The following is a 25432-nucleotide window of genomic DNA, read 5'->3' as shown; positions in this document are numbered from 1 at the left end:
ATATTAAATATGTAAATGATAATTATTATCAAATATTTTTTACTTATCTCATTTACTGTCCTCTCAGTATATTTTGATAAAATAGCCATTCATCCTCAAGCATCTTTTTCAGTGAACGCTGCGGTTGCCAATGCAAAATCTGCTGTGCCTTTTCAATATTCGCGCCTAGCTGGTCAAGCTCTGCATGAGGATAAGGCAAGGCATCGACTGTTCTAATTACAGACTGGGTCACTTCTGCCAGTTGATCCAACAAATCCTGTATCGAAATGAGCGTTCCAGCAATATTGAAGGCTTCACATTTTAATTCCTGTTGTTGCCATAGCCACTGCAAGGATTTAATCACCGCATCACAACTGTCTGCCACATGCAGAAAACTCCGCTCTACTGTTCCATCCGCAGTATAAGCCTGACGGCGTAATTCCAGATATTCGCGCTGCTGCGCAGCGACCTGCATTGCCAAAGGCACAATATTTTTCGGTAAAGGTGGCACCGCCTCGCCTAGGACACCATGCTCGAAGGCGCCGCTAATATTAGATAGTCTTAAGATGGCAATGCGCCACTCGTTATCTGTTTTGACAGTATCCCGAATAATTTCCTCAACCATCTGTTGCGATTTAATATAGGGATTGGGGTAAGTATAGTTAAAAGGTAGATCTTCATTGAGATCCGTACCGGATTGTCCATAGACTGCCAGACTGGATAAATGCACCAGATGCCGTACGCCGGTACGTTGCATGGCGCGCATTAAGCTCATAATACAGCTGACATTATCATTATAATATTCAAGGGGTTTTAATACTGATTCTTCTAGCGACTTAAAACTGGCAGCATGTACTACAGCCTGAATCGAATGCTGTTCAAATACTTTGTTTAATGCAGGCGTATTGCGAATATCAATTTTGATAAAAGGCACATACATCCCGGAAATATATTCAAGTCGCTCCAGCGTCTGCAAGTTGGCATTGGCCAAATTATCGACCACAATGACCTCTAATCCTTGTGCTAACAGACTTAAAGCAATATGTGAGCCTAAAAAGCCTAATCCACCCGTCACTAAAATCATTGTATACTACCTACTTTCTGATGAAGCCCAGATCAAGCTGTTGCTATTGATCAAGCCTGTAGTGAATTTCGATGAGCACCTTAATTCTTGTTACCTCCGCACCAACTTCTATTTATGCCTGGCATGCCCTTGGTTTGGCGCAGGCATTACACAACAAAAACCAAGAATTCCGCGTATTCTTTTATCAGGACGGCGTGTCGGTCGCAAATGCACTGCAATGGGTGCCCGACGATCAACGTCATCTTACACATGCCTGGCAAGCACTCAATATTCGCCTACCGGTCTGTGTAAGTGCAGCACTGGCGCGAGGGATTACAGATCAGGACAATGCTCAACGTCACAATATTCAGCAGCATAATCTGGCGGATGCCTTTGAATTGGTCGGTTTAGGTGAACTTGCCGATGCTGTTCAATCCTCACAACGTCTGATTCAATTCTAGATGTTCCATTTTTTAGAATGTGTTGCTTTTCCAAGGAATCTTGTGTGAAATCTGTACTTGTTATATTAACCCAAGCCAATCTGACCAGCCTGCAAGTGCATGAAAGCCTGTCTGCGACCATGGTTTTGGCGACATTTGGTGCGGAAGTGAAAGTTCTGCTACAAGGTGCAGGCCTTAGTCTTCTACGCTCAGAACTGCAATTTGATCAGTTACAACATGCCTTTAAACTGGCATCGAATATGGTCGACAGTTTTGAGTTTTATGACCTCACTCCAATTCTGATTGAACAGAAAAACCAGAACTCGCCCTTTGTGGCTCAGAACGAACAAGAGATTGAATTTATTGAGCTAAGCCCAGCGTTTATTCAAGGCTTTGATCATGTGCTGTATTGGTAAGGAATAAAGGATATATAAAATGTCAAATCACACACTTTATCTGATCCAATCGAACTATGCGGTAACGGCGAAGATTCTGGAACAACTCGCTCAAATTTATACCCCAGGTGATCAGATCGTACTGATGGGTGAAGCCGTATTACAGCTGGAGCATTCATTTCTACAAAATTTGCCGCAAATTTACATGCTGGAAAATGATGCAGAGCTTTTGACACAGCCTTTGCCGGATCAGGTCAAGCTTCTCGATTTTGCCGATTTTGCCGATCTTTGCCTCGGGTTTAATCGCTGTATTTCAATGAAATAATCAATGAGTTAAATATGAATTTAGAACTGGATCAAGATGGTCATCTGATCGATTACACCATTTGGAATGAAGAAGTCGCGCAAGTCCTGGCCAATAACCTGGAACTAAACTTAACCCCGTGGCATTTTGAAATTCTGCAAGCAGTGCGTCAGTTCTATCAGCAGTTTGGCCATTCACCGGCCACACGTCCCTTAATTAAATTCCTAATGAAAACGGTTAGTGCTGACATTAACAATGCCATGCTTCAGGAAAAGTTTAATACGGGTCTGGTCGCGCGGCATTTAAGCCGTTTGGCCGGCGTACCCAAGCCTGCGAATTGTTTATAAAAGTACGCTGTCTTCACTACTTATATCTAAACGCCTGAATTCTCATTTGGGCTTTTTTATGAAAGCAATTTTCACATCTAAAATAATAAAAGATATTCGTGGCTTGAATTCCTCAACTTCGGATTTGTTCTAAGGTTCGCAAAGCCCGATGCAATTCATGATCCATTTCTGGCAGAACTTTCAGCAGAAACTCAATTTGTACTTTCGCCTCGTCTCGAGTCACCAGTTTAGCTTCTACCAGCGTCTGCTGTAGACTAACCAGCAAACTGACCTGTCTAGGATCTGGTTGTTGCCCCTGACCTAAAGCACTGATGATTTGAGCAAAGTCTAGATATAACTGTTGTTGTTGCTTTAACAATAGGCTTTGCTTTGTAGCTACATTATTTGGTTCAGCCTGTGTATTTTGGCTATTGCTCTTAAAACTCAGAGACATATAGCTGGATGATTTTTCAAGTCGGGCAACCTGATCACGATGGGCTTGGACTTGATTGGCAAAATCAGTCCGATAGATGTCTTGTCGTATCTGGTAAGCAATAGCCACCAAAATGCCGAACAAGAGTAATCCGATGATGAGATATAAAAGAACGGTCTTATCTTTCATCTTGATCTCCTCAACCCAATAAAGACAGCTCTTATCAAAACGCTGCCTATATCGTTGCTCGACTACGGCGTTGACCAGTCTATTGGTGCATAGCCGATCCGGACACGTTGTGGATGATTCCCAACTGGTACACTGAGCACTTTATCCCCTGTGGCAAAATCAATCACGGTCACCACATCGGTTTCACTTTCGGAAATCACACAGCTTTTACCATCTGGACTACGCGTTGCCCAATAGGGTTTGCCGGCAGGAATCAGTTTGCCGGCAGTCAGCGTCTTGCGATTTACAATTGTGGCATAGTCATCCATGGTTCCTGCAACACAGAGCTTTTCACCATCAGCACTGATTGACAAACCATGATGACGCGAATCATTGACCCATTTTGTCCGGTCTTTCGGGATACTATCACTACCAGGGAGCTGTCCGATCCGGCTAATCTTGTTCTGATTCAGATCGTACTCAATCAGACCATTAAAAAATGAAACCTGGGCATAAAGTTTCGTTTCATCCTTGCTAAATACCATTGGGCGAACTGAATTGGATAAATCCTTGCGACCAAATGCATCGAGTGCAGGTCTGAAATCAATTTTTCTCAGCACTTGATGGGTATTGGCATCCGCGATGCTAATGTAGCGTTTTCCTTTGGTGAAATCCTGCCACTGTGCATCCATTGACGTTTCAACATTGCCAATCGCGGAGTTCAGGATTTTGTTACCATCATCGAAGTAGATATTTTCATGCGGTTTATCACCCGTAGCAAAACGCCCTAACTCTTTGCCAGTGTGAATATCCAGGACATGTACCACATTGCCTGAAGATGCTGACACCGCCACGCGTTGACCATCTGGCGAAACCGCCATGTGATCGGCGCGAAAACCTTCAACCGGTGTACGCCAGTTCATCTTGCCTGTTTTGATATTAATAGAGACCACATCGGCGAAACTTGGACGCGATGCCACGATGGACTGACCATCTGGCGTCGAGTACATATCATCTACCAACTGATCATTACCTTCACCCGCTGTGGCCTGAATATAGGTATAGGCAATCAGCTTGATAGGATTGAGATGAATTTCTTTGAGACGCTCTTTACGGTCAGGAATCATGTTAATGACGCCAATTTTGCCAAAATCACCCGATGGACGAATCACAGTCACTGTGCCATCCCAGTTGTTTCCGACAAAGAAAACCTGCTGTGAATTGGCAGGTGCAGCTGAAGGCGCAGAAGCGGCCTGTACACTCGGAAACGCAGACAGTATCGCCATCGCAGATAATGCCAGACAGAACCGTGGCCATTTTTTATTTTGAACTTTCATCCTTTATGCTCCGCATAATCATTTTTATTATTTTTAATTCTTTATTGCGCACATTTCCGCTGTGCTTATTCGTGACCTAATATACAAAGGTATAAAATGATTTGCTGATTTTTCCGACCAAAAAAAGATCACTTCAAACGCTATTCATATAAATCTTCAGGGGAATTTGACCTTATACATCCAGCACATCGACAAACTGTGCATTCAGCACTTTGGCAAGATCAGCCGGTTTCAGTCCGATATCCAAGCCTCTTTTACCGCCACTCACATATATTTTATTGAGCTTTTCTGCTGATACATCAATGACTGTTTTTAAACGCTTCTTTTGTCCGATTGGACTGATTCCACCGACCAGATAACCGGTTAAACGTTCTGCATGTTTCGGATCTGCCATTTGCAGTTTCTTACAACCACAAGCTGCCGCTACTTTTTTTAGATTAAGCTGATGATTGACTGGTAACACGGCAACGAAATACTGTTTTTCATCCGTTACCAATAGCGTTTTAAAAACTTCTTCGACTTGTAATCCTAATTTTTCTGCAGCCTCTAAACCAAAGCTTTTCGCATTGGCATCATGTTCATATTCATGAATACTATATTCAATTTTTTGAATTTTTAAGAGTTTACATGCAGGTGTCATAATACTTCTGGCTCAAGTCTGATCGCCTTAGTATATAAATATTCGCTCAAGAAGTTAATGTTTTTGCCCCATACCTCTGCTCCATATGCATGACTACAAGCTGTTTCTGAGATTTTTTACAAAGAGAGTGACGTGCAAAATACCAACAAAGATATGCGTTTTTGCCACTATCTAGATATCAGATGCGCCTGTGCCTAGCGATTTAGAATGCTTTGAAATGAACATATTCGTCATTTCATCAAGATATCGACAATCTAAATTTTTCCAAACCCTTCGCTATAAATCTCTTTAAATTCGATGTCTGTTTCTTAGTCAGCTTTATAAATTTAGAAACAGAACATAAAACTGATCTCTAAATTGAAGTAACTCATTTTTATCTGGTATTTTGTAATAAAATGCATATAAAAACACAGACTAAAATATTAAAATAAGCTTATTAACATATTGTCTTATCTTGCCTTTTTAAGTATTTCTCCATCTTTTCAAGATGAGATTTTGACATTAAGGGAAGCACGGTTAAAGGCAAAGTTAGGCTAGTCGTCCTCTCACGCAAGTCAAGGATCTCTCGATTGAATGTCCTAATCGTTTTGGCCAGACATGAATTTTTGCAAGATTAAAATATGATCAAACAGCAGAGCTGATCCTTAACATGAAGATACAGTTACATAAAGGATATTAACTGTTTTTGCCAATTGGGTTTACAATGAAAACAATCTGAATACCCTGCGAATTGTAATTTTTTAACATTGCCAAATCTCTGCAAAGTTTTCATTATAGCGCCACTGTTTAGGATATGCTTTCTACGTCAATTCAAAGAAATTATAAATAGTCATGTAGAAAATCATGCAATAATAAGCAGAGTTTGCAGCTATCTTGCAAACAAACCTCGATACTTTTTAATTGGAGCATGCTGGATGAGTTCGACCATTTTGGTTATTCATGGACCGAATTTAAATTTGCTTGGAAAGCGCGAACCAGAAGTTTATGGTCATCTTACGCTTGGCGATATTAATCAGCAACTGACTGCTCAGGCTCAACAGGCCACATTACAACTCGATACCTTCCAAAGCAACTGGGAAGGCGCAATCGTTGACCGAATTCATCAAGCCCAACTCGACGGCGTACAATATATCATTATCAATCCGGCAGCATTGACACATAGTTCTGTTGCGGTTCGCGATGCCCTGCTTGGTGTCGCCATTCCTTTTATTGAAGTCCATTTGTCAAACGTCCATGCACGCGAGGCATTTCGACATCATTCGTACTTGTCCGATAAAGCCATCGGCGTGATCTGTGGTCTGGGTGCAAAAGGCTATGCTGCTGCGCTCGACTATGTCATTGAAAAAATACAATCTTCTACAAAATCTTAATTAGGAATACTGTCTCATGGATATCCGTAAAATCAAGAAACTCATCGACTTGATGATTGAATCTGACTTACAGGCGATCGAAGTTAAAGAAGGCGATCAATCGATTGCATTAACTCGTCGTAATCCAGTGGTTGCAGCAGCTGTTCCTGCAATGCCTGCACCTGCAGCTGAAGTACCTGCGGCGAAGTCTCCGCGCGGTGCTGTTGAAACATCTCCAATGGTTGGGGTGTTTTACTCTGCACCAAGCCCAGGCGAAGCGACATTTGTCAAAGTGGGTCAAACCGTTTCTGCTGGTGATACCTTAGGTATTATCGAAGCAATGAAAATCATGAACCCGATTGAAGCAACTCAAAGTGGTGTGATCGAAGAAATTCTAGTGAAAAATGGTGAAGTGATTCAATTCGGCCAACCACTTTTCCGCTACCGCGCTTAATCACCCCGGGGATTTATAATGTTGCAAAAAGTTTTAATTGCAAACCGTGGTGAAATTGCTTTACGCATCACCCGGGCTTGCAGAACTTTAGGGATCAAAACCGTAGGTGTCTATTCTGACGCAGACAAAGACCTGATGCATTTGCGTTTCTGTGATGAAGCCGTTTGTATCGGTCCGGGTGCGAGCAGTGACAGCTACCTGAATATTCCTGCGATTATTACAGCTGCTGAAATTACTGGCGCAGATGCCATCCATCCTGGTTATGGTTTTCTCGCTGAAAATGCTGAATTTGCTGAAATCGTAGAAAATTCTGGTTTTATCTTTATCGGTCCACGTCCAGAACATATTCGCTTAATGGGGAACAAGGTTTCTGCCATTATTGCCATGAAAAAAGCGGGTGTACCAACTGTACCGGGCTGCGACCATGCCGTAACCATTCACAATGCACTCGCTGAAGCGAAAGAGATCGGTTTCCCGCTGATTGTCAAAGCTGCTTCTGGTGGTGGTGGTCGTGGTATGCGTATCGTCGAAAATGTCGACACCCTGCTGGAATCTGTTCAGGCTGCACAGCGTGATGCAGAAATGTGGTTTGGTGATGATACGGTCTATATGGAACGTTTCCTGCAAAAGCCACGTCATGTTGAAGTACAGGTACTGGCTGATGGTAATGGCCATGCGATTCATCTCTATGATCGTGACTGCTCGCTACAGCGTCGCCATCAAAAAGTACTGGAAGAAGCGCCAGCACCGAACTTACCAGAGCAAGCACGTGCCGATATTCTAGAAGCCTGTGTCAATGCCTGTAAACTGATGCAATATCGTGGTGCAGGTACATTCGAATTCCTGTTTGAAGATGATGGATTCTTCTTCATTGAAATGAATACGCGTGTTCAGGTTGAACATCCGGTAACTGAAATGGTAACCGGTATTGATATTATCGAACAGCAATTGCGTATTGCTGGTGGCTTAGGTCTCGATATTCAGCAAGAAGATGTCAAGGTTTTAGGACATGCGATTGAATGCCGTATTAACGCAGAAGATCCATCAACCTTCTTGCCTTCACCCGGCAAGATTGAGAGCTTCTATGCACCAGGCGGCGCAGGTATCCGCTTAGACTCGCACATCTACCCAGGCTATAGCATTCCGCCGTATTATGATTCGATGATCGCCAAACTGATTTCGCATGGCAAGGACCGTGAGACGTCTATTTCTCGCATGAGAAATGCCTTGGAAGAAATGATTTTGACTGGTGTTAAAACCAACATTCCTTTGCACAAAGATTTAATCCTTCAGGATAAAAACTTCTGCAAACAGGCGATGGACATTCATTATCTGGAAAAACATTTGTTGAAACAGCTAGAAGGTGCTGAAGACAAAACTCAATAAGCTTAAAGCTTATAAAAAACCGCTGAAATTCAGCGGTTTTTTTATGTTGATGATTCATTTATGGTAATACACGTCTGAGCACGGCAAAGCATTGCTCGGCCTTGTCATTGGCACAGAAATTAATCGTGTACGGATTTTGCCATTTCACAAAATACTGGGAAATTTCACCGGATTGATCAACCTGATTGCCTGAGCAGTCTTTTTCATTATTATCATATTTAACCTGAAGAATCAGTGCGGGAATCTGAACGGTCGGATCCTGTGCAGGCTGATAATCATATAATCCTGAAGTCCACTCTTCACCACTTTTAATTACGACATTATTATTGCTTTTAAAATTATAATATTCGATACATTTTTTATTATCCGGAATTTCCATCCCCCACAACCCCACAATTTCAGGCCGGGTTTTCACGGTAAATGTATTTGGGATTTCAGCAGCTTTAGCAGAAACTTCCGCTGGTTTTTTATTTTCTGTCGCCATTAGCCAAGGTGAGCTCATGAGTAAGATAAGGCTAAGACATATTTTTTTCATATTTACCGGCATCGTTTTAACAATTGATTCTAAGTTAGCATATTTTTTCAGAATCGTATCCCACTCTGGAGCAGTTTAAATCTGAGTCCATAAAGTTTTTATCATATTGTTTAAAAACATGGATTTCTTTTCCAGTTTATTTTGTATATATTTCGTATATAAGAATCTTAATAGTTCGTATTAATAACAGATTAATCAAACAATAAAATTATATTTTGGGTCAAACTTAGTTGCTGAACAAAGTGATCATTCACACTTAAAAATTTGAATAGGATTTTAAATTTGCAATTAGCTCGAATAACAGAACAACAATTAAATCATGAAACCTATGCTTATTTTGTCATTGTTTTCGCTGTTTTAGTCTGTTGTTTTATTGGGATCGCAACCAGACCGATTGAGTACCTGGCCTTATTGTGGCCGGCCAATGCTGCCTTGTTAGCCCTGTTCTTACGCTTTCCACATTTAAATAATATGGGCGGTTGGCTCGGTGCATTCAGTGCTTTTATGTTTGCAGATCTGGTCACAGGCAACAGTCTGCTGCAAAGCCTGTTTCTTACCCTGTCTAATCTGATCAGTACTATTGTCTCGATATTTTTTATTCGATATTTCAAGATTAATTACAAATACTATAATACCGGTTATACCTTCGTTCATTTATTTGGCATCTTCGCTTTTGCAGGCTGCCTGGCCAGTGCGACTTTTGCAGTTATCACCTTGCCCAATCTACCCAATTCATTCATGACCAAAGAAAATTTATGGATTGATTTTGGTCTGTGGTGGACCGGTGAAATGGTGAATTATATTGTGTTTCTTCCTTTAATCTTGGCATTCCCAAGAATAAAAGACATGCAGTACTTATTTAAAAACCGTCGTCAAAAACGTAATTACTTCAGCTATTTTTTACCTGCATCTTCAGTCGTGGCCTGTGTCATCATTACCAATATTTTTGCAGGCCCGGGTGCAATGCTCTACCCTCTGGCTGCACTGATCTGGGCTGCGTTGACCTATCGCCTGTTTACCATGACCATGATCAACGCTTTTGTGATTATCCTGACCTATTACAGCCTGACGCGGTTTTATGCCACAACGCATGACACCTTGGCAGATTCTACGATTTATATTTCGCTCCGGATCGGGCTGTTTATGCTGGCCTTATCGCCGCTTATTCTTTGTATTATTAGTCAAAACCGCAATGAGCTGTTTAAACGGGTTCTCTATCTGGCCAATCATGACAGTCTGACCCGCACCATGAACCGTCATTTTTTCTTTCAGAAAGGTGAATATTTACTGCAATATGCCAACAGAATGGAATTTTCGGTCATCATGCTGGATATTGATCATTTCAAACGTCTGAACGATGATTTTGGCCATCATGTCGGTGACAAAGTGCTGCAACATTTTGCGGAAATCATTCGCTGCAATTTACGTGCTGAAGATCTGTTTGCACGAATTGGTGGGGAAGAATTTGTGCTGTTACTCTGGAACACCGAGCCTTTTGAGGCTCAGGATATTGCAGAACGCATACGTAAACGTGTAGAAAAAACCCCGATGCATCAATCAGATGGTTCAGATCTCTACATTACCGTGAGTGTAGGGATTACCCATCAAAATGAACCACAATCACAAGACCTGCAACACCTGATCAATATTGCGGATCAAGCCTTATATCAGGCCAAACATCGTGGACGTAATCAGGTGGTACTTGCATCTTAAACTAAAATCATCTACAACCTTGAACAGCATTAACGCTAGGGAATGGCAATGAAATTAGAAGAATATCTACAATATGACGGTTTAGGACTGGCTGAACTGGTCGCCAATAAACAGGTACATTCCAGTGAACTTTTATCTGCTGCCTTAGAGCGTAGCTCAATTGCCAATCCCGAACTGAATGCTATTATTATTCCCATGCATGAGCATGCATTAAAACGGACCCAGCAGAATTTATCCGGACCTTTTGCCGGTGTGCCTTTTCTGGTCAAAGACCTGTTTCAGGAATATGCAGGTTATCCAACCTCTTATGGCTGTCAGGGCTTAAAACGGATCGGTTATATTGCCGAAACCAATGCCGAGATTGTCAATCGTTGGGAAAAAGCTGGAATTGTCACTTTTGGCCGTACCAATACACCTGAATTTGGCATTAAAGGGATTACCGAACCAGATGCCTGGGGTAGCTGTAAAAATCCATGGAATTTACAACATAATAGCGGCGGCTCATCGGGTGGCTCGGCTTCTGCTGTGGCTGCCGGCATTGTACCAATTGCGGGTGCAGGCGATGGCGGCGGTTCGATACGTATCCCCGCTTCATATTGCGGGCTGTTTGGTCTAAAACCAAGTCGTGGCCGTACCCCCTGGGGGCCGCAAATGAGTGAGGCCATGCATGGTGCAGCGATTCAGCATGTCCTGACTAAAACAGTGCGGGACAGTGCTGCAATGCTGGATGCCACGCATGGTGAAGATCACAGCTCGCTATTTAAGATTCAGCGTCCACAGCATCATTATCTGGATGTGATTCAGCAACCACCGAAAAAACTGAAAATTGCCTTTAATCCCCATTCTACCATTGGCACGCCTGTCTCTCCGGATGCTGTGAAAGCCATCGAACAGACGGCCAAACTGCTGGAATCTTTGGGACATGAGGTGGTTGAAGACCGTCCGGCCATCGATGGCATGCAACTGGCCAAGGATTTTATTACCACCTGGTTTAGCCAGTTTTCATTTATGCTGGATGAAATCCAGAAAGGCTACCCGTCTAAAGCGAAGGATTTTGAACTGGACTCTTTAGCACTGGCGGCTTTTGGAGCTAAAACCAGCGCACTTGATTATATCCAGAACCTGAATAACTGGGGCCAGTACGTGACCCAGATGAATCATTTCTTTGATGATTATGATCTGTATCTGACGCCTGCAACCGCAACCGTCGCACCGAAAAATGGCGAAGTCAAAACACCTGCATGGCAGAAGCCAATTTTAAAGGCTTTATTGGGTGTGGGTAAGGCCCATCTGCTGGCACAAGGTAAACTGGTCGATCAGATTGTCAAAGAAAACCTGAAATGGGTACCTTTTACTCAACTTGCCAATATTACCGGGCTTCCAGCCATGTCAGTACCCTTGTACTGGAATGAACAAAACCTGCCGCTCGGTTCGCAGTTTATTGCACCCTTTGCCCGTGAAGACCTGCTATTGCAATTAGCTGCTCAACTGGAACAGGCACAGCCTTGGGTTCATCAGTACGCCAAAATTCGGATCTAAATTTTAAGCATCAGAGGCATCATGAAGATATCTTTGATTGCTCAACTTTATTGGGCAACCCAAAAATCAATAACAAACCAAACAAAGTCGATGCGGCGGCAAACATAAAGATGGTTTCTCCGCCAATTTTATCCCAATAATAGCCCGCCAGAATGCTGCCACTTGCTACGCCTAAGCCCCACATGGTGCTATATAAAGCCTGTCCACGGCCTTGCTGTGCAGCAGAGAAATTCTGGAAAATAACCCGCATGGCGATCATGTGAAATAAACCAAAACTCAAGGCATGAATCGTTTGGGCAAAAAATTGTGCCACAAATGCAGATGGAAATACGCCTACAATCAGCCATCTTAAGCCAGTCATCAACAGGCAAAGTATCACCAAATGACGCCATGACCAGCGTGTCAGAAAGAAGGTAGCATAAGCAAACATAATAATTTCGGCAATAACCCCAATGGACCAAAGCAATCCGATCTGACTGCTACTAAATCCCGCCTGACTAAGATAATTACTATAAAAACTATAAAACGGCGCATGTGAAAACAGCATGATCAGTTCAATCAGAAAAAAACTGTATACAACCGGGCGCTTGAAAATCGGCCAGAGGGCTTCCAGTTTTTTCTGTGCAGTAGGCGCCGCCGTAGGTTCTTTAATGCTAAAAGACCAGAGAAAAGCCAGAAATGAAATACACAGCAATAAAACTGGAAGCATGCTAATGCTGATAATTTCAAAGATGGCGCCCAAGCCGAATACACCGATAATAAATCCAACCGAACCCCATTTCCGGACTTTGCCATAAAGTTCTGCTCTTTTTTCCCCGAGCCAGAATAGAGTCACGCCTTCAAATTGTGCCAAAATCGCATTTTGAAAAAAGCTGAAAATCAGCATCAGTAAAGCCACTGACTGAAAGCTGTTAGGAATGATAAACATCATCAACCAGATACAGGCTTCCATCCAGGTGGCAATCCGTACCAGCAACATGCGCTTACCAGATTTATCTGCAATCCAGCCCCAAATAAAAGGCGCAAAAAACCGAGTGAGAATCGCAATAGAAGATAAAATACCGATTTCCTGATAGTTAAAGCCTTGATCTTCCAGATACAGACTCCAGAACGGCATGAATGCGCCCACAATCGCATAGTAGAAAAAATAGAATCCTCCCAGTCTGGTACTGATTGCAAGTGCTTGCATTAAATTGTATTCCCTTGCATCTTCAATGGCTTATAAATACTAATAGTTGCGTCATATTGCATTGAATTGCCCTTACTTGCTGTTCAAAGGTCTACAAATCCACAGAAAATATATTTTAAAAAAATTTGTAGAGTGCACCCTAAGGCACGAAATTTTCGTAAGTTTATGGCTAAATGTGGCTAAAGTAAAAAATCAATATTGAAAGGCATTTACAATGCGTAAAACATGAATCTATTTTTATAGAGCAACCTCGGATAAAAATGGGAATATTTTTAAGAAGGAGTTATTTCAATTCACCTTTGATACTTAATAAAGCAAAGTTACGGGAATATTGAATACTTTTGAAATAAAAACACGCTTTAAATCTTCTCTCCAAATAGCTAAGCCACTGATTTAAAATCTTCAATCCTCTATTTAAGAGGCCTATTTTTAGAACTAAAATACTCATTGTGGAGTTTAGGTATCGAAGCAATATCCGATAATTCCACTGACTTCGCACTTTAGTAGACAAATCATCTACCTGCACCATGATTCAAAAATATGCCGAAATATGAATAAGATATAAATCTCGGAATCCTACATATCGCTACACTCGCATCTCTAAATCATCTCATTGTAAGTGCTTTTAATATACCATTCTAGGCAGGTCGAATCTTCGACAATTAAAATTGAGAAACTTATGTTAGTTAATACAAATACTGCTCAAAAAGCGTCTTTCAATCAATTTTCTAATAATGCGACTGAGAACAAACCCAAGCAAAATGAGCAAGAGCAAAAACCGAATCAAGGAGAGCCAGCTCCTATAACCAAAGAGCAAAATGATCAAAAAGATCAGGCGGATAAGAAAAACTCATAATATTATGTTGAATTAATAAAAGAAGCCTATCTCCCTGATAGGCTTTTTGTATTCAAAAGATAAACATTTTCCATAAAAGCCTGAGAAATAAAAAAGCCCATCCTATGATGAGCTCTTTAATCCAATAGATCTAATTCTTACGAAGCTGCGAATTCTTGCAGTACAAATCGTTTTACACTTTCATCAAAATTTGGTCTGGAAAGAGCGAGCTTGCCATTTTTCATAGATTTATAACAATAGCTTGCGGCTACGCCTACACCAAACAAAGTCAACAACTTCATTGCTCACCTCATTAACTGTCAGATTTGAATACAAAAATTAGCATTCAAACGTGTAGTTTTCCAACCCACTTTAGAGTGTTTTTTGTACTCCATGTTAATTAATGTATGGGTAGAAAATAACAAAGCTGACCATTGGATAAGCTGTTCTAACGTCAAAGCCTAATTGTTGATGTGCATATCAACCCAATTAAGGAAGCTGTTTTTATCTGTAAATTTAGGTGCAGAACTTATGCTCAGTATTTCTTTATTTCCAAATTTACCACTAATGTTATGGAATGCTTGGACTTTAAATTCCTGAGGCTCTCCTTCGTGCAGCGTTCTAAAATACTCTACTGACTTATCAAACTCACTTTTCTCTTTAAAGCCAGGACGTTCTTTTAAAAACTCATAAACTTGTTCTAGAGCGGGTAAATAATTATTTCTAGGCATTCTGTATTCTCTAAAATTATGAGTTTTATTGTGAATGCCTATTCTGAATTAATAGTGATAAGAATGTTTAAGCTTTTCTTACCGTTTATGTAACCCTTTCTTCTTTCAAGCAGTCACGACATACTTTCGCTTCTTTACCATCCGCTTGGCATTCGATTTCTGTGACACCATGAAGACCGAATAAACAAAAGATAAAATGCAGCATGACCTTTCTGCGCAAAAGATAGCTCCTTCAGGCAAAGGAGGCAAAACTGGAAATAAAACTATAGCAATGGAATCTGGGCGCTCATTTTATCGAAGATTATTTTTCATCCATTGGCGAAAAATTACATTCATATTCACCATAAAAATTCCGTTTCCAGACCCAACTACATTTACGATTTCGAATTGTTTTGAGGTCATCATTCTTATAGTTTAATTGTTATCGCAGATCAGAATGCTAAGCAAAGAGGTCGGTCATGTGTTCAAACTATGAATTCCCCTCAAAAAGTCAGCTCTCTTTATTAGATCTTCATGCAGAACAACTTGAATTGAACATGAAATCACATGTTTACCCCTTAGCACCTGCTCCTATCATGATGCGAGGTGCTGAGGGGTTTGAGTTAGATATTGCACGTTTCGGACTGATTCCCTCTTGGGCGAAAGAATTAAAATATGGTCGACATACTTACAATGCCCGAACTGAAACAATAGCGTCCAAGCCAAGTTTTCGACATGCCTGGAAAAATAACCAGTTTGCTTTAGTGCCCGTGGATACTTTCTATGAACCTAAATATATCGATGGAAAACCGCACTGGTTTGGTATTTCACGTGAAGATGGCAACCCTTTTACCGTTGCAGCCATTTATGATGATGTGCTCATTGAGGGTGAAAAAATCAGGTCCTTTTCGATGCTGACTATAAATTCCGATCAACACCTATTGATGAAACAGTTCCACCATCCAGATGACGAGAAGCGCTCGATTATTGTGATTCCTGAAGAATCACGCCATGATTGGTTATGCTGCGATCATGAACAAGCTCATGAGTTTTTCTTTGAAATGAGAGATGAGTTTAGAGCGAAACCCAGAGATCACCGGTTGTCGAAAAACTAAAAGCCCTAAAGCAAGTTAGGGCTTTTAAAATGTGAAAGAGCTATTTTTGTTCTCTCAATGGATTTTCCGGTTCTGCATTGGGTTTTTTCTCTGGCTTCACGCCCTTATACGAATCCTGATTGCCTTTATCATCATTAGATTCTTTTTGCGGATTTGATTCTTGCTCTGATTTATTGGTCATGTGTATCTCCTTTATCGATCCATTAAGAAATAAATATGACATCTGATCCTAAACATCAATATTATTTATGTTTCACATTCACTTTTTAGAAAAGCAAACTTTTCTGGAGGCGCTCTCACCTTTCACGACACTTGAAATTTAAATAATCAAATGAGCAGCGCTACCTGATTAGACAGCACAGCATGGAAATATCAGCTTAGGCGGGCATCGATTAAAAGAAAGTATCTGCCGATACATCAAAGCGCTCAGACAAGGCCTTGATATGACGGATATTCAGCTGACGTTTGCCATTCAATATTTCTGAAATTACTGATTGTGTCGCGACATCAGACAAGTCTGCTTGACTAAGCCCGTGTTGCTCCATCAACAAGGCCAAGGCCGTTCGTCCATCACCTTCTGGCATGGGTAGATGTTCATGCTCATACGCTGAAACCAGATCACCCAGTTGATGAATAAGCCCCATTAAAGGATGTGATTCATCATCGCCGACAATGTCCAAAAGCTCATCCAGGGCTTCAGTTAGTGTATGAAAGTCATCCTCATTTTCCGGCTTGCTGAGCAATGGTGCAACATAACGCCAGTGATCAACGGCCTGTTTAATCATTGCATTCATTCTAACCTTCCTTCCAATGACCTTTATCATATTCATGGTGAGACAAGACATGGCGAATATAAACGCGTTTTGCCTGATACATCACCACAGCAATCAGCCGAATCTTGTTTCCACCGATATCGAATACATGAAACTTTCCAACCTTATCTACTGCTGGAAAGAGTCTCTTCATTTCAGCAAAATCCTTAGGATGATTGGCCTTCATCAGTCGATACCAACCATCTAATGCCGTTCCAGCCTGTGGCCACTTTTGCGTTGCTTCAAGAATTCGAGCGTGGGTGATCACATGCATATATTTTATCGCATTTTGCTATATTTCTAGTATATATAAATTATCGCATTTTGCAATATATTCTTATCCGACTATTTTAGTTCTCAATTTTAATCATTTATCGGCATGTAATCCTATTTAAATCATAATATTATAAAGTATAGATTGTGACCCGTATCATTTAAATCCAGTTGAGTTCAATCGTTATCTTGGATTTTTATTATAAAAATTTCACCCACAAACAAAACCCCCGCCAAGTGATGATTGAACGGGGATTGAGCTTCATTAATACATCCGGTGAATTGGAACATTATTCAATATCTTTCAAGCAATCACGACACTCTTTCACCTCTTCATGATCACAGGTGTAATTGATTTCAGTCGCACCATGAAGGCCAAATAAACAAAATATAAACTGGATCATGCTTTTCTCCTGAATGTAACAAGCTTAATCAGTGATTAAGCTTGTATTGATTTTAAGACTCAATAACTCGATACGGAATAATCGGATCACGACCTGAGTAATAACTTAACCGCCTGAATACATTTCACAATTCAAGCAAAGTTAAGTTTTTGGCATTTAAGTTCGTGCAGGCTCTTCACTTTTAGTCTTTTGATCCTTCTTACAATGATCATTGCCCATCATATGACACATTTTTTCTTTGCAAGATTTAAAACAACAACCTACCATCACGCCCATGCCAAATGCACATATACATCTCATCATAGCTTTGCCCTGTCTTTTTATAAAAAGAGATATATAAATACCATCTATTCATGTTTCACTCTTGAGAGAATTTTCAGGCTTTATGTTGTATATGAAAACTTATGTGAAAGAGAATAATTAAAGTAAAAAGCTCTCATTGAGCAATCCGTGTTTATAAACAAGAAAAAGCCTGCTTAACTCTCCTAAATTAAGCAGGCTTTATAATGTGCTGATTTTCTAATTATTTTCATTAAGTTCTTGGAATGAAGCCAAGATATCACTGGCCCAGCAGTCAATCTGTGTGTGATATATAGAGGCTATGTTTCTAAATGTGCAATAAGCGTTACTTTTCTTAATTGAATGGCTTTAATTTAGGCAAAATATATTTTATTCGTTAAATTTTATGCTTAAGAGAAAACAGATGGACACTTTAGATCAATATGCATAACAATAAATTTGTTCATTTTTTAGGATAAAATTCCCTGTTGCTGTACTGTATGTGAATATCAGGAATTTTTGACTTCTTCTAAAGTTGGTAGATGACTGCTTTCTTTTTGGCTATTTCTCTCTATAATTTTTGATATGACAAATAACAAGATTTTGACATCATGATAAATCGTATACTGATTACTTTATTGATAAGTCTGACAATAAGTGGCTGCCAAAAGCAGCAAGCCGACAGTTCAGCGGAACCTGATCAAGCCCTCAAAGCCCAATTTGAACAATCAGATAATCAACTCAGTGCTTATCTGGACAAACTAGATTCTTCCAGTATTAGTCCAGAAGAAAGAACACGCATACTCTGTGAACAATATCCTAAAGAATATAAAACTCGTTATATGCCGGCTTTATTAAAACTTATGCCTCAGGAATATACAGAAAAAGGACTGCTTACAGATTTAGACAATGCCTTAAGCTTTTATAAGCAGAAAGCCAATATCCAGTGTTAATTCATACTGATTAACGTCTATAACCAAATTTTTACCCTAAAAAAACCGCCTGATTCAGGCGGTTTTTTTATGAACGTACAGCTTAAACAGAATTAACGCTACAGTTTTGGCAGATCTTATGAATCATACCCACGCTGCTAGTTAATTCTATTATGGCTGCTAGTTCTGTTGATTATTCCAGATCTTGTTGAGATTGCTGGTTTTTTTGCTGATTACGCTGTGGCTGTTGTTGCTGCTGATCGCGCTGTTGTTGGTTATTTTGTCCCTGCGGCTGTTGTTGCTGCTGGTTATTTTGTTGCTGGTTTGGGTTTTACTGGTTATTTTGTTGCTGGTTTGGGTTCTGCTGGTTGTTTTGCTGACGCTGTTGATCTTGCGTGCCTTGTTGGTTTTGCTGTTGTTGCTGTTTCTGTTGGTCTTGCTGTTGATTATTAGCCATGGTGTAACTCCTTACTATTTGCTTTAAATTAATTAAAAGCCGATAGAGTTTCGACTTAATATCTACTCTACGCATTTTTCAGAATTCTCCAACCTATAACCTGTTACAGATTAATTCAATGTAAAAAATGGTAAGCCAAGTAGTTGAAATCAAGATTAATAAGCAACATAAATTACTTTATCCAATAAAATAGACACATGATGAAAGATAATATTTTTCGAAATTTTTATTATTCAATAAAAGGAATAACTTAACCTGAGTAAAATATATAAAAAAGACATTTAAAATATTTTAAAAAATAACAATATATTATCAAGTAAAATATATTAAAAATCTATGCTCATGATATTTATGATTAAATTCAATAACTCAGCCTAAGTATTAATATTTTTAAAAATGGAATAAAACATGCAAAAGGTAATTGTTCTAAACAGTTTTTTAATAAACGAATATACGATACGTAACATTGAATCACGTATAACGACTAAGTTGTTTCCAATTTATCTTGACTTTAATAAAAGATATTTATCAATCAGACTGACATTAATTTTGGTAATTTTTTATTTTTAAAAAGCTTTTATTAACTTAATGTTAGCCAAATAATAAACCTCTTAAAAAAAGAGGCTTATTCACTTTAAGGTTTATCTTAGATATTCACAACTTTAACAATAATCGTTTGGGTATCTTCCTGCTCTTCAGCCAGATGTAAACGTTTAAGCTCTTTGCTTTTTACTTTGAACTGTAAATTCTGATAAGAAATCGTGCTTGGAATCTGATCAAAATATTGACCATCAGCATCAATTTCTTCCTGAAATAATGGTGTACCCAATTGGTAGTCAAGACTTTTTAAGACTACATATTTTACTGTGGTTTTCATTCTAACGCCCTACTTTCACTAAGCACTTTATTTTTATTTTTACCACTGTTCAGCTTGAGAAGAAACCTCTATTTGAAAAAATAGTCTAAGCTTTAACCACTCAGGTTTTGTGATCAAATCAGTATCAAATTGTACTAATCCATGAAAAATTTTAACTTTCATAAAAATATAAATATACTCGGAGTTGAACGACAGAAAAAATCTGTCTAAATTAAGCTAAAACCACTCGGATCATAAAGAAAATATAGAGACTATGATAAAGACCTGTTGCAACTTACTCGAAGAGAAAAATATAAAAATTGCCTTTATTGAAAGTGCGAGCTCTGGATATCTATGTAGCCAGTTTTCCATCTGTAAAAGTGACGGCGCCGAAATTCTGGCTGGCGGATTGGTCTGCTACGATGTTGCTGTAAAAACTTCGGTATTAAACATTCCCCAGACTTTGATCAATAGTTACACTGCCGAATCCATGCCAGTTACTGTTGCCTTGGCAGAAGCGGGTAAAAAGATGTTCCGGGATGCAGACTGGATTATTGCCTGTACAGGTTTGCTTAAACCCGGTGGTAGTGCGACACCAGAGAAACCGGAAGGGACTTTTTTTGTAGCAATTAATGATGGTACTCAAGTGCATCAATTCCAGTATTATTTGAAAGGTACTCCACTCGAACGTCTGAATAAACTGTCTGCCGTGGTTGCACACGATATGATTAATCTACTCAATCATTAATCTAGTTTTATAATTACGCCGCAACAAGCTTCATTATTTCTACTGTATTTTAAGATAGATTAGCATGATCAAATGCTAATCTATTTTTTGCGGGTAGAATAACCATGAATATTAAAACTGCGCTGTTTCTGCTCCCTCTTGGCTTGCCCAGTCTGGCTTTTGCTACGGTCGGTGGCCCACAAAATATTGAAATTCTAGGCTATGAAGTCAAAGAGCAAAAGCTCTATGTCATGCGTCATTACCTTGATGGTCGTGGGCGCTTGCCACAGCTGTATTATTATAATTTTAAATCCGCAAAACCGAATCAGTTGATTCAGGTCAACTCCTTATATATCAATCCAAAAACCAAACGTATTGATTATGACCAAGACAGTCGCAAGTTTGATCAGGACATTGCCAAAATCAAAAAACGTTTAGTTCCACTGAGTCCGATTCAAAGTTCAAAGCCACAACTTAAAATTTTAAAAACCACAACAGGGACGGCAGCTGCCTGGTACGATCCACAAGAAAAAGTGCCAAAATGGACTTATCAATATCAAGTCAAATCTGGCTCACAAAAAAGTCCGACTCATCAAGCGGTCAGTTATCAGCAAGGTCTAAAAATTAGCCAGGCCTATAAAGTTCCTAAACAGAATAAAACGCTGGTGACAGTCAAGTATTTGGGGATTCCTTTTGAAACAGGCTATAGCATTGAAGATCCAGTCCTGTTAAGTCGATAAAAAATAAGGTCTCGATTGAGACCTTATTTTTTATTCAAGATATTAATAAATATTAAGCCGCTGTAGAACGCTCGGCGATCGGTACTACTTTACGCAGTTCAGGCCCAGTATAATCCGCGCTTGGACGGATAATACGGTTGTCTGCACGCTGTTCCATCACATGTGCTGCCCAACCTGTGACACGTGACATGACAAAAATCGGGGTAAACAGCTTGGTTGGAATGCCCATAAAGTGATAAGCCGAAGCATGGAAGAAATCGGCATTACAGAATAATTTCTTCTCACGCCACATCACTTCTTCGCAGCGCACTGAGACCGGATAAAGTACCGTATCACCGACATCTTTGGCTAAACGCTCAGACCAGATTTTGATGATGCCATTACGCGGATCATTGTCTTTATAAATCGCATGACCGAAGCCCATAATTTTTTCTTTACGTTCCAACATGCCCAGCATTTCACGTTCAGCTTCTTCAGGCGAAGTCCAGTTTTCGATCATATCCATTGCAGCTTCGTTAGCACCGCCATGTAGAGGGCCACGCAAGGAACCGATTGCACCGGTAATACAAGAATGCATGTCAGATAAAGTCGATGCACATACACGCGCCGTAAAGGTCGAAGCATTAAATTCATGCTCTGCATATAGAATCAAAGAGACATTCATCACCTGTTCATGCAGTTCATTTGGCTTTTCGCCACGTAATAAATGCAGGAACTGTGCACCGATTGAATCATCATCGGTATTTTCTTCAATACGCACGCCGTCATGGCTATAACGATACCAGTAACAGATAATTGCCGGTAAAGTGGCAAGAATACGGTCTGCAATATCCTGTTGCTGTTCAAAAGACAGTTCAGTTTCAAGATTGCCCAGCATCGATACGCCAGTACGCATCACATCCATCGGATGAGAATCGGCAGGAATACGCTCTAGCACTTCTTTTAAGGCTTGAGGTAGCGTGCGCAAAGATTTTAATTTGGCTTTATAGGCAACTAACTGCTCTGAAGTTGGCAGTTCGCCAAAGAAAATCAGATAAGCCACTTCTTCAAACTGGCAATGTTCAGCCAGATCCTGTACGTCATAACCGCGATAGGTCAGACCTGCGCCACTTTTGCCTACAGTTGAGAGTGAAGTTTTCCCTGCCACTTGTCCACGCAATCCTGCGCCGGTGAGTACTTTTCCTTCAGCCATTTTTTTAATTCTCCTGTTTAAACAGTTTATCTAATGTGTCTTCGAAGCTGTGATAATCTAAAAATTCGTAGAGTTCTTTGCGTTGCTGCATAATATCCAGCACATTCACCTGAGTGCCGTGTTCACGCACCGAACGCATCACTTCAAGGGCTGCCTTTTGCATGGCACGTGTCGCTGATAATGGATACAGCACCATGCCAATACCCTGCTCTGCCAACTCATTTACCGTATAATACGGTGTATCACCAAATTCGGTAATATTTGCCAAGACTGGCACACCAACTGCATCGCATACGGTGCGATACATGGTGATATCGGTCATCGCTTCGGCAAAAATTGCATCTGCACCCGCTTCAACACAGGCACAAGCACGATCAATCACCGCTTGCAGGCCTTCTTTTTGTAGCGCATCGGTACGCGCCATGACCACAAAGTTTGCATCGGTTTTCGCATCGACCGCCGCTTTAATACGATCGACCATTTCCTGCTGTGACACGATTTCTTTATTTGGACGATGACCACAACGCTTTTGTGCCACCTGATCTTCAATATGCACCGCGGCTGCACCAGCTGCAATCATCTGTTTGATCGTGCGAGCAATATTTAATGCACCGCCCCAACCGGTATCGATATCGACCAATAAAGGTGTATCAACACGCTCTGTAATCCTGCGTACATCTTCCAGAACATTATCCAGACTGGTCATGCCCAGGTCAGGCAAACCATAAGAATAATTCGCGACACCCGCACCTGATAAATAAATGGCTTTATAACCGACTTGTTTGGCCATCATGGCAGCATAGGCATTTACCGTACCCATAATTTGCAATGGTTTCTCGACTTCAAGTGCTTGTCTAAATCTTAGACCTGCAGACATTTGTTCTGTCATCTTCCTTTTCCACAGTCTTGGCTATAATTATTGAAACTCGAGTATACTCATTTGGCTTGCTCATTCCACAATCTGATAGAACAAATACTCTAAAACTTTAGTCAAATTTTTAAGTTTTACTTTACCTAATCCGGCAAATACTGCGCTTATGCGGTGCAATTATGAAATATGTACATATATTTGCTATGATGGCATTTCAATCTTTATTGACATGTTGATGTATTATCTCCTATGCAAGACCTCGTCCTAGAACCGCTCGCCAAAGACCTGCCGCAGACCAAACGTGGTCATGAGCGCTGTATTGCGCTGCTGAACAGTGCAACCGAGCTGTTTCTGGAACGGGGTTATGATGCTGTGTCTCTCGATGATATTGTTCAGCATGCAGGTGGCTCCAAAGCCTCCATTTATAAGTACTTTGGCAATAAAGAAGGCTTGTTTAAGGCCATCTGTGATTATCGTCGTATCAAGTTTTTTGAAGATATCAGCATTCCGATCGAACTGATGGCACTGGATTTTCGTAGTTATCTGGTTCACACCTTGCTGAATTTTTATCATCAGATCATGCAACCTGAAAACTCAGCCTTTATGCGTCTGGTTCTGGAACAGAGTCAGCGTAATCCAGAACTGGCTCAGCATATTCATGAACATGGTCCTGTACATGTCCAGAGTGCGATTGCCACTGCTTTAGAACAGGCAGATGCACAAGGCTTATTGCATTGTGAAAATCCGCAATATTCGGCTCAGCTATATTTTGGTATTTTGCGTAATCTGGAATGGCGCATCCTGATGGGAATTTCCATACAAGAAGATGATCAGGAAATCGACAAATACATCAGTTATTGTGTGGATCGCTTTTTAGACGGTCATCAAAAAGTCTAGTTTTTTTGCATTTTTCATTGCTTATAGTATATTAGCCGATTCCGTATTTTTTCTTAAACTAACCAACAACTGATTGTTGATCGAGTTTTTCGGCAATTATTGTGGAGTAACGAATGGCTCTCCGTCACTTTCTCACCTTACGCGATTTATCAACTTTAGAACTTAACCAGATTTTGCAACGCGCAATTGAGCTTAAGCGCAAACAGCATAACAATGAAGTGTTCCAACCATTTGTTGGTAAAGTGATGGGCATGATTTTTGAGAAATCGAGTACCCGTACGCGTGTTTCGTTTGAAGCTGGCATGAGCCAATTTGGTGGTAGCGCAATTTTCCTGTCTTCTCGCGATACCCAGTTAGGCCGCGGTGAACCGATTGAAGATTCTGCACGCGTGATCTCAAGCATGCTAGATATCGTGATGATCCGTACTTTCGGTCATGATATCGTGGAACGTTTTGCATCTTATTCAAAAGTTCCTGTGATTAATGCTTTAACAGATGATCACCATCCTTGCCAGTTACTTGCTGACATGCAGACCTATGTAGAGCAACGCGGCTCAATCGAAGGTAAAACTGTTGCCTGGATCGGTGATGGCAACAACATGTGTAATTCATATATTGAAGCAGCACACATGTGGGGCTTTAATCTGAAAATTGCAGCGCCAAAAGGTTATGAACCACAAGAAAAATTCCTGTCTGAATTTGCGCATTGTGTTGAACTGGTCGATACCGCGGAAGATGCAGCCGTGAATGCTGACCTGATTGTGACTGACGTTTGGGCAAGCATGGGCCAGGAAGAAGAACAAAAAATCCGTGAGAAAGCCTTTGCAGACTATCAAGTGAATGAACGCCTGATGGATCTTGCGCATCCGGATTGTTTGTTTATGCACTGCTTACCTGCGCACCGCGGCGAAGAAATTTCAGAAAACTTGCTTGACCATAAAAATGCCGTGGTTTGGGATGAAGCTGAAAATCGCTTGCACGCACAAAAAGCCCTGGTTGAATTCCTGATTAATGAAAATCTGAAAAAAGACTAAATTAAAAGCTGAATCTTCACAAATTAAGCACCAATCTCTGGTGCTTTT

At 40.5% G+C, this 25432-nt stretch carries 30 protein-coding genes; 17 read left to right on the top strand and 13 right to left on the bottom strand.

What is annotated here, in order from left to right:
- Positions 1-52: 52 nt before the first annotated feature.
- Positions 53-1063: an NAD-dependent epimerase/dehydratase family protein gene (locus FTU87_RS02155; RefSeq protein WP_159138133.1), complete on the bottom strand. Its 1011-nt coding sequence runs from the start codon at positions 1061-1063 to the stop codon at positions 53-55.
- Positions 1064-1134: 71 nt separating this feature from the next.
- Between FTU87_RS02155 and tusD the strand changes: the two genes are divergently transcribed.
- The 4 genes from tusD to FTU87_RS02135 are packed head-to-tail and all read left to right on the top strand — an operon-like array spanning position 1135 to position 2528.
- The gene (gene tusD / locus FTU87_RS02150) at positions 1135-1503 is read left to right on the top strand and encodes a sulfurtransferase complex subunit TusD (RefSeq protein ID WP_005096839.1); all 369 of its coding nucleotides are present in this window, start codon (positions 1135-1137) and stop codon (positions 1501-1503) included.
- Positions 1504-1547: 44 nt separating this feature from the next.
- Positions 1548-1898, top strand: a complete 351-nt coding sequence (locus FTU87_RS02145; protein ID WP_074382816.1) for a hypothetical protein — start codon at positions 1548-1550, stop codon at positions 1896-1898.
- Positions 1899-1917: 19 nt separating this feature from the next.
- Positions 1918-2202: a DsrH/TusB family sulfur metabolism protein gene (locus tag FTU87_RS02140; protein WP_180096599.1), complete on the top strand. Its 285-nt coding sequence runs from the start codon at positions 1918-1920 to the stop codon at positions 2200-2202.
- Between the two features lie 14 nt (positions 2203-2216).
- Positions 2217-2528 carry a TusE/DsrC/DsvC family sulfur relay protein gene (locus tag FTU87_RS02135; RefSeq protein WP_005096835.1) on the top strand — a complete coding sequence of 104 codons (312 nt, stop codon included), beginning with the start codon at positions 2217-2219 and terminating at the stop codon, positions 2526-2528.
- 112 nt (positions 2529-2640) lie between these two features.
- Here FTU87_RS02135 and FTU87_RS02130 read toward each other — a convergent pair whose 3' ends face one another.
- From FTU87_RS02130 to ybaK, 3 genes are all read right to left on the bottom strand, one after another.
- Positions 2641-3129, bottom strand: coding sequence for a hypothetical protein (locus tag FTU87_RS02130; RefSeq protein WP_180096598.1), 489 nt, complete (start codon positions 3127-3129; stop codon positions 2641-2643).
- 62 nt (positions 3130-3191) lie between these two features.
- Positions 3192-4445, bottom strand: a complete 1254-nt coding sequence (locus FTU87_RS02125) for a YncE family protein (protein WP_180096597.1) — start codon at positions 4443-4445, stop codon at positions 3192-3194.
- A gap of 172 nt (positions 4446-4617) precedes the next feature.
- Positions 4618-5085 carry a Cys-tRNA(Pro) deacylase gene (ybaK, locus tag FTU87_RS02120; RefSeq protein ID WP_180096596.1) on the bottom strand — a complete coding sequence of 156 codons (468 nt, stop codon included), beginning with the start codon at positions 5083-5085 and terminating at the stop codon, positions 4618-4620.
- 914 nt (positions 5086-5999) lie between these two features.
- Between ybaK and aroQ the strand changes: the two genes are divergently transcribed.
- Genes aroQ through accC form a run of 3 tightly spaced genes read left to right on the top strand, consistent with a single transcriptional unit; the run spans position 6000 to position 8274 of the window.
- On the top strand, positions 6000-6455 hold the full coding sequence (gene aroQ, locus FTU87_RS02115) for a type II 3-dehydroquinate dehydratase (protein ID WP_005096831.1): 456 nt from the start codon (positions 6000-6002) through the stop codon (positions 6453-6455).
- A 16-nt stretch (positions 6456-6471) separates the two neighbouring features.
- Complete coding sequence (gene accB / locus FTU87_RS02110) at positions 6472-6888, top strand: acetyl-CoA carboxylase biotin carboxyl carrier protein (RefSeq protein ID WP_005096830.1); 417 nt, start codon at positions 6472-6474, stop codon at positions 6886-6888.
- Positions 6889-6906: 18 nt separating this feature from the next.
- Positions 6907-8274, top strand: a complete 1368-nt coding sequence (gene accC, locus FTU87_RS02105) for an acetyl-CoA carboxylase biotin carboxylase subunit (protein ID WP_005096829.1) — start codon at positions 6907-6909, stop codon at positions 8272-8274.
- A 58-nt stretch (positions 8275-8332) separates the two neighbouring features.
- On the opposite strand, the gene FTU87_RS02100 is transcribed toward accC, so the two are convergent.
- Positions 8333-8776, bottom strand: coding sequence for a hypothetical protein (locus FTU87_RS02100; protein WP_005096827.1), 444 nt, complete (start codon positions 8774-8776; stop codon positions 8333-8335).
- A gap of 315 nt (positions 8777-9091) precedes the next feature.
- On the opposite strand from FTU87_RS02100, the gene FTU87_RS02095 reads away from it, so the two are divergent.
- Positions 9092-10522 (top strand): diguanylate cyclase, encoded by a 1431-nt coding sequence (locus FTU87_RS02095; RefSeq protein WP_180096595.1) that lies wholly within the window; start codon positions 9092-9094, stop codon positions 10520-10522.
- A gap of 48 nt (positions 10523-10570) precedes the next feature.
- Positions 10571-12061 carry an amidase gene (locus FTU87_RS02090; RefSeq protein ID WP_159515793.1) on the top strand — a complete coding sequence of 497 codons (1491 nt, stop codon included), beginning with the start codon at positions 10571-10573 and terminating at the stop codon, positions 12059-12061.
- A 19-nt stretch (positions 12062-12080) separates the two neighbouring features.
- On the opposite strand, the gene FTU87_RS02085 is transcribed toward FTU87_RS02090, so the two are convergent.
- A complete protein-coding gene (locus tag FTU87_RS02085) occupies positions 12081-13250 on the bottom strand; it encodes an MFS transporter (RefSeq protein WP_180000457.1) in 1170 nt (389 codons plus the stop codon).
- 679 nt (positions 13251-13929) lie between these two features.
- On the opposite strand from FTU87_RS02085, the gene FTU87_RS02080 reads away from it, so the two are divergent.
- Positions 13930-14106: a hypothetical protein gene (locus tag FTU87_RS02080; protein WP_180075819.1), complete on the top strand. Its 177-nt coding sequence runs from the start codon at positions 13930-13932 to the stop codon at positions 14104-14106.
- A gap of 440 nt (positions 14107-14546) precedes the next feature.
- Here the strand turns inward: FTU87_RS02080 and FTU87_RS02075 are convergent, their stop codons facing one another.
- Entirely contained in the window at positions 14547-14816 is a 270-nt protein-coding gene (locus FTU87_RS02075; RefSeq protein WP_074382825.1) for a hypothetical protein, read from the bottom strand.
- A 458-nt stretch (positions 14817-15274) separates the two neighbouring features.
- On the opposite strand from FTU87_RS02075, the gene FTU87_RS02070 reads away from it, so the two are divergent.
- Complete coding sequence (locus FTU87_RS02070; protein ID WP_180096594.1) at positions 15275-15910, top strand: SOS response-associated peptidase; 636 nt, start codon at positions 15275-15277, stop codon at positions 15908-15910.
- Positions 15911-15950: 40 nt separating this feature from the next.
- Here the strand turns inward: FTU87_RS02070 and FTU87_RS02065 are convergent, their stop codons facing one another.
- From FTU87_RS02065 to FTU87_RS02055, 3 genes are all read right to left on the bottom strand, one after another.
- Positions 15951-16091, bottom strand: coding sequence for a hypothetical protein (locus tag FTU87_RS02065; protein ID WP_005096816.1), 141 nt, complete (start codon positions 16089-16091; stop codon positions 15951-15953).
- A gap of 211 nt (positions 16092-16302) precedes the next feature.
- Entirely contained in the window at positions 16303-16704 is a 402-nt protein-coding gene (locus tag FTU87_RS02060; protein WP_005096813.1) for a type II toxin-antitoxin system HigA family antitoxin, read from the bottom strand.
- Position 16705: 1 nt separating this feature from the next.
- Complete coding sequence (locus tag FTU87_RS02055) at positions 16706-16996, bottom strand: type II toxin-antitoxin system HigB family toxin (protein WP_005096812.1); 291 nt, start codon at positions 16994-16996, stop codon at positions 16706-16708.
- Between the two features lie 1293 nt (positions 16997-18289).
- Here FTU87_RS02055 and FTU87_RS02050 point away from each other — a divergent pair.
- Both FTU87_RS02050 and FTU87_RS02045 read left to right on the top strand, forming a co-directional pair.
- On the top strand, positions 18290-18631 hold the full coding sequence (locus FTU87_RS02050; RefSeq protein WP_005096809.1) for a hypothetical protein: 342 nt from the start codon (positions 18290-18292) through the stop codon (positions 18629-18631).
- Between the two features lie 168 nt (positions 18632-18799).
- Positions 18800-19063 (top strand): hypothetical protein, encoded by a 264-nt coding sequence (locus tag FTU87_RS02045; protein WP_180096593.1) that lies wholly within the window; start codon positions 18800-18802, stop codon positions 19061-19063.
- A 650-nt stretch (positions 19064-19713) separates the two neighbouring features.
- Here the strand turns inward: FTU87_RS02045 and FTU87_RS02040 are convergent.
- Complete coding sequence (locus FTU87_RS02040; protein WP_004280185.1) at positions 19714-19944, bottom strand: hypothetical protein; 231 nt, start codon at positions 19942-19944, stop codon at positions 19714-19716.
- A 253-nt stretch (positions 19945-20197) separates the two neighbouring features.
- Here FTU87_RS02040 and FTU87_RS02035 point away from each other — a divergent pair, with 253 nt between their 5' ends.
- Together FTU87_RS02035 and FTU87_RS02030 are read left to right on the top strand one after the other, a co-directional pair.
- Positions 20198-20671: a CinA family protein gene (locus FTU87_RS02035; RefSeq protein WP_180096592.1), complete on the top strand. Its 474-nt coding sequence runs from the start codon at positions 20198-20200 to the stop codon at positions 20669-20671.
- Between the two features lie 98 nt (positions 20672-20769).
- On the top strand, positions 20770-21390 hold the full coding sequence (locus FTU87_RS02030; protein WP_220387178.1) for an aminotransferase: 621 nt from the start codon (positions 20770-20772) through the stop codon (positions 21388-21390).
- Positions 21391-21442: 52 nt separating this feature from the next.
- Here FTU87_RS02030 and prpC read toward each other — a convergent pair whose 3' ends face one another.
- Together prpC and prpB are read right to left on the bottom strand one after the other, a co-directional pair.
- The gene (gene prpC / locus FTU87_RS02025) at positions 21443-22582 is read right to left on the bottom strand and encodes a 2-methylcitrate synthase (protein ID WP_005096804.1); all 1140 of its coding nucleotides are present in this window, start codon (positions 22580-22582) and stop codon (positions 21443-21445) included.
- Positions 22583-22586: 4 nt separating this feature from the next.
- On the bottom strand, positions 22587-23471 hold the full coding sequence (gene prpB, locus FTU87_RS02020; protein ID WP_005096803.1) for a methylisocitrate lyase: 885 nt from the start codon (positions 23469-23471) through the stop codon (positions 22587-22589).
- Positions 23472-23702: 231 nt separating this feature from the next.
- Between prpB and FTU87_RS02015 the strand changes: the two genes are divergently transcribed.
- Both FTU87_RS02015 and argF read left to right on the top strand, forming a co-directional pair.
- Entirely contained in the window at positions 23703-24350 is a 648-nt protein-coding gene (locus FTU87_RS02015; RefSeq protein ID WP_005171084.1) for a TetR/AcrR family transcriptional regulator, read from the top strand.
- Between the two features lie 113 nt (positions 24351-24463).
- Entirely contained in the window at positions 24464-25384 is a 921-nt protein-coding gene (gene argF / locus FTU87_RS02010) for an ornithine carbamoyltransferase (protein WP_005171086.1), read from the top strand.
- The last annotated feature ends 48 nt before the right edge of the window (positions 25385-25432 follow it).

This window comes from Acinetobacter sp. YH12156 (genome assembly GCF_013418235.1).
Classification (GTDB): Bacteria; Pseudomonadota; Gammaproteobacteria; order Pseudomonadales; family Moraxellaceae; genus Acinetobacter; species Acinetobacter pseudolwoffii.
The sequence above is the reverse complement of the archived record's forward strand: the minus strand, read 5'-3'. Positions and strand labels throughout refer to the sequence as shown.

What these genes read in the sequence shown, in the direction of transcription:
- FTU87_RS02155 (WP_159138133.1), bottom strand. Translation starts at nt 1,063, where the DNA reads ATGATTTTAGTGACGGGTGGATTAGGCTTTTTAGGCTCACATATTGCT.
- tusD (WP_005096839.1), top strand. Translation starts at nt 1,135, where the DNA reads ATGAGCACCTTAATTCTTGTTACCTCCGCACCAACTTCTATTTATGCC.
- FTU87_RS02140 (WP_180096599.1), top strand. Translation starts at nt 1,918, where the DNA reads ATGTCAAATCACACACTTTATCTGATCCAATCGAACTATGCGGTAACG.
- FTU87_RS02135 (WP_005096835.1), top strand. Translation starts at nt 2,217, where the DNA reads ATGAATTTAGAACTGGATCAAGATGGTCATCTGATCGATTACACCATT.
- FTU87_RS02130 (WP_180096598.1), bottom strand. Translation starts at nt 3,129, where the DNA reads ATGAAAGATAAGACCGTTCTTTTATATCTCATCATCGGATTACTCTTG.
- FTU87_RS02125 (WP_180096597.1), bottom strand. Translation starts at nt 4,445, where the DNA reads ATGAAAGTTCAAAATAAAAAATGGCCACGGTTCTGTCTGGCATTATCT.
- ybaK (WP_180096596.1), bottom strand. Translation starts at nt 5,085, where the DNA reads ATGACACCTGCATGTAAACTCTTAAAAATTCAAAAAATTGAATATAGT.
- aroQ (WP_005096831.1), top strand. Translation starts at nt 6,000, where the DNA reads ATGAGTTCGACCATTTTGGTTATTCATGGACCGAATTTAAATTTGCTT.
- accB (WP_005096830.1), top strand. Translation starts at nt 6,472, where the DNA reads ATGGATATCCGTAAAATCAAGAAACTCATCGACTTGATGATTGAATCT.
- accC (WP_005096829.1), top strand. Translation starts at nt 6,907, where the DNA reads ATGTTGCAAAAAGTTTTAATTGCAAACCGTGGTGAAATTGCTTTACGC.
- FTU87_RS02100 (WP_005096827.1), bottom strand. Translation starts at nt 8,776, where the DNA reads ATGAGCTCACCTTGGCTAATGGCGACAGAAAATAAAAAACCAGCGGAA.
- FTU87_RS02090 (WP_159515793.1), top strand. Translation starts at nt 10,571, where the DNA reads ATGAAATTAGAAGAATATCTACAATATGACGGTTTAGGACTGGCTGAA.
- FTU87_RS02085 (WP_180000457.1), bottom strand. Translation starts at nt 13,250, where the DNA reads ATGCAAGCACTTGCAATCAGTACCAGACTGGGAGGATTCTATTTTTTC.
- FTU87_RS02080 (WP_180075819.1), top strand. Translation starts at nt 13,930, where the DNA reads ATGTTAGTTAATACAAATACTGCTCAAAAAGCGTCTTTCAATCAATTT.
- FTU87_RS02075 (WP_074382825.1), bottom strand. Translation starts at nt 14,816, where the DNA reads ATGCCTAGAAATAATTATTTACCCGCTCTAGAACAAGTTTATGAGTTT.
- FTU87_RS02070 (WP_180096594.1), top strand. Translation starts at nt 15,275, where the DNA reads ATGTGTTCAAACTATGAATTCCCCTCAAAAAGTCAGCTCTCTTTATTA.
- FTU87_RS02065 (WP_005096816.1), bottom strand. Translation starts at nt 16,091, where the DNA reads ATGACCAATAAATCAGAGCAAGAATCAAATCCGCAAAAAGAATCTAAT.
- FTU87_RS02060 (WP_005096813.1), bottom strand. Translation starts at nt 16,704, where the DNA reads ATGAATGCAATGATTAAACAGGCCGTTGATCACTGGCGTTATGTTGCA.
- FTU87_RS02055 (WP_005096812.1), bottom strand. Translation starts at nt 16,996, where the DNA reads ATGCATGTGATCACCCACGCTCGAATTCTTGAAGCAACGCAAAAGTGG.
- FTU87_RS02050 (WP_005096809.1), top strand. Translation starts at nt 18,290, where the DNA reads ATGATAAATCGTATACTGATTACTTTATTGATAAGTCTGACAATAAGT.
- FTU87_RS02040 (WP_004280185.1), bottom strand. Translation starts at nt 19,944, where the DNA reads ATGAAAACCACAGTAAAATATGTAGTCTTAAAAAGTCTTGACTACCAA.
- FTU87_RS02035 (WP_180096592.1), top strand. Translation starts at nt 20,198, where the DNA reads ATGATAAAGACCTGTTGCAACTTACTCGAAGAGAAAAATATAAAAATT.
- prpC (WP_005096804.1), bottom strand. Translation starts at nt 22,582, where the DNA reads ATGGCTGAAGGAAAAGTACTCACCGGCGCAGGATTGCGTGGACAAGTG.
- prpB (WP_005096803.1), bottom strand. Translation starts at nt 23,471, where the DNA reads ATGACAGAACAAATGTCTGCAGGTCTAAGATTTAGACAAGCACTTGAA.
- FTU87_RS02015 (WP_005171084.1), top strand. Translation starts at nt 23,703, where the DNA reads ATGCAAGACCTCGTCCTAGAACCGCTCGCCAAAGACCTGCCGCAGACC.
- argF (WP_005171086.1), top strand. Translation starts at nt 24,464, where the DNA reads ATGGCTCTCCGTCACTTTCTCACCTTACGCGATTTATCAACTTTAGAA.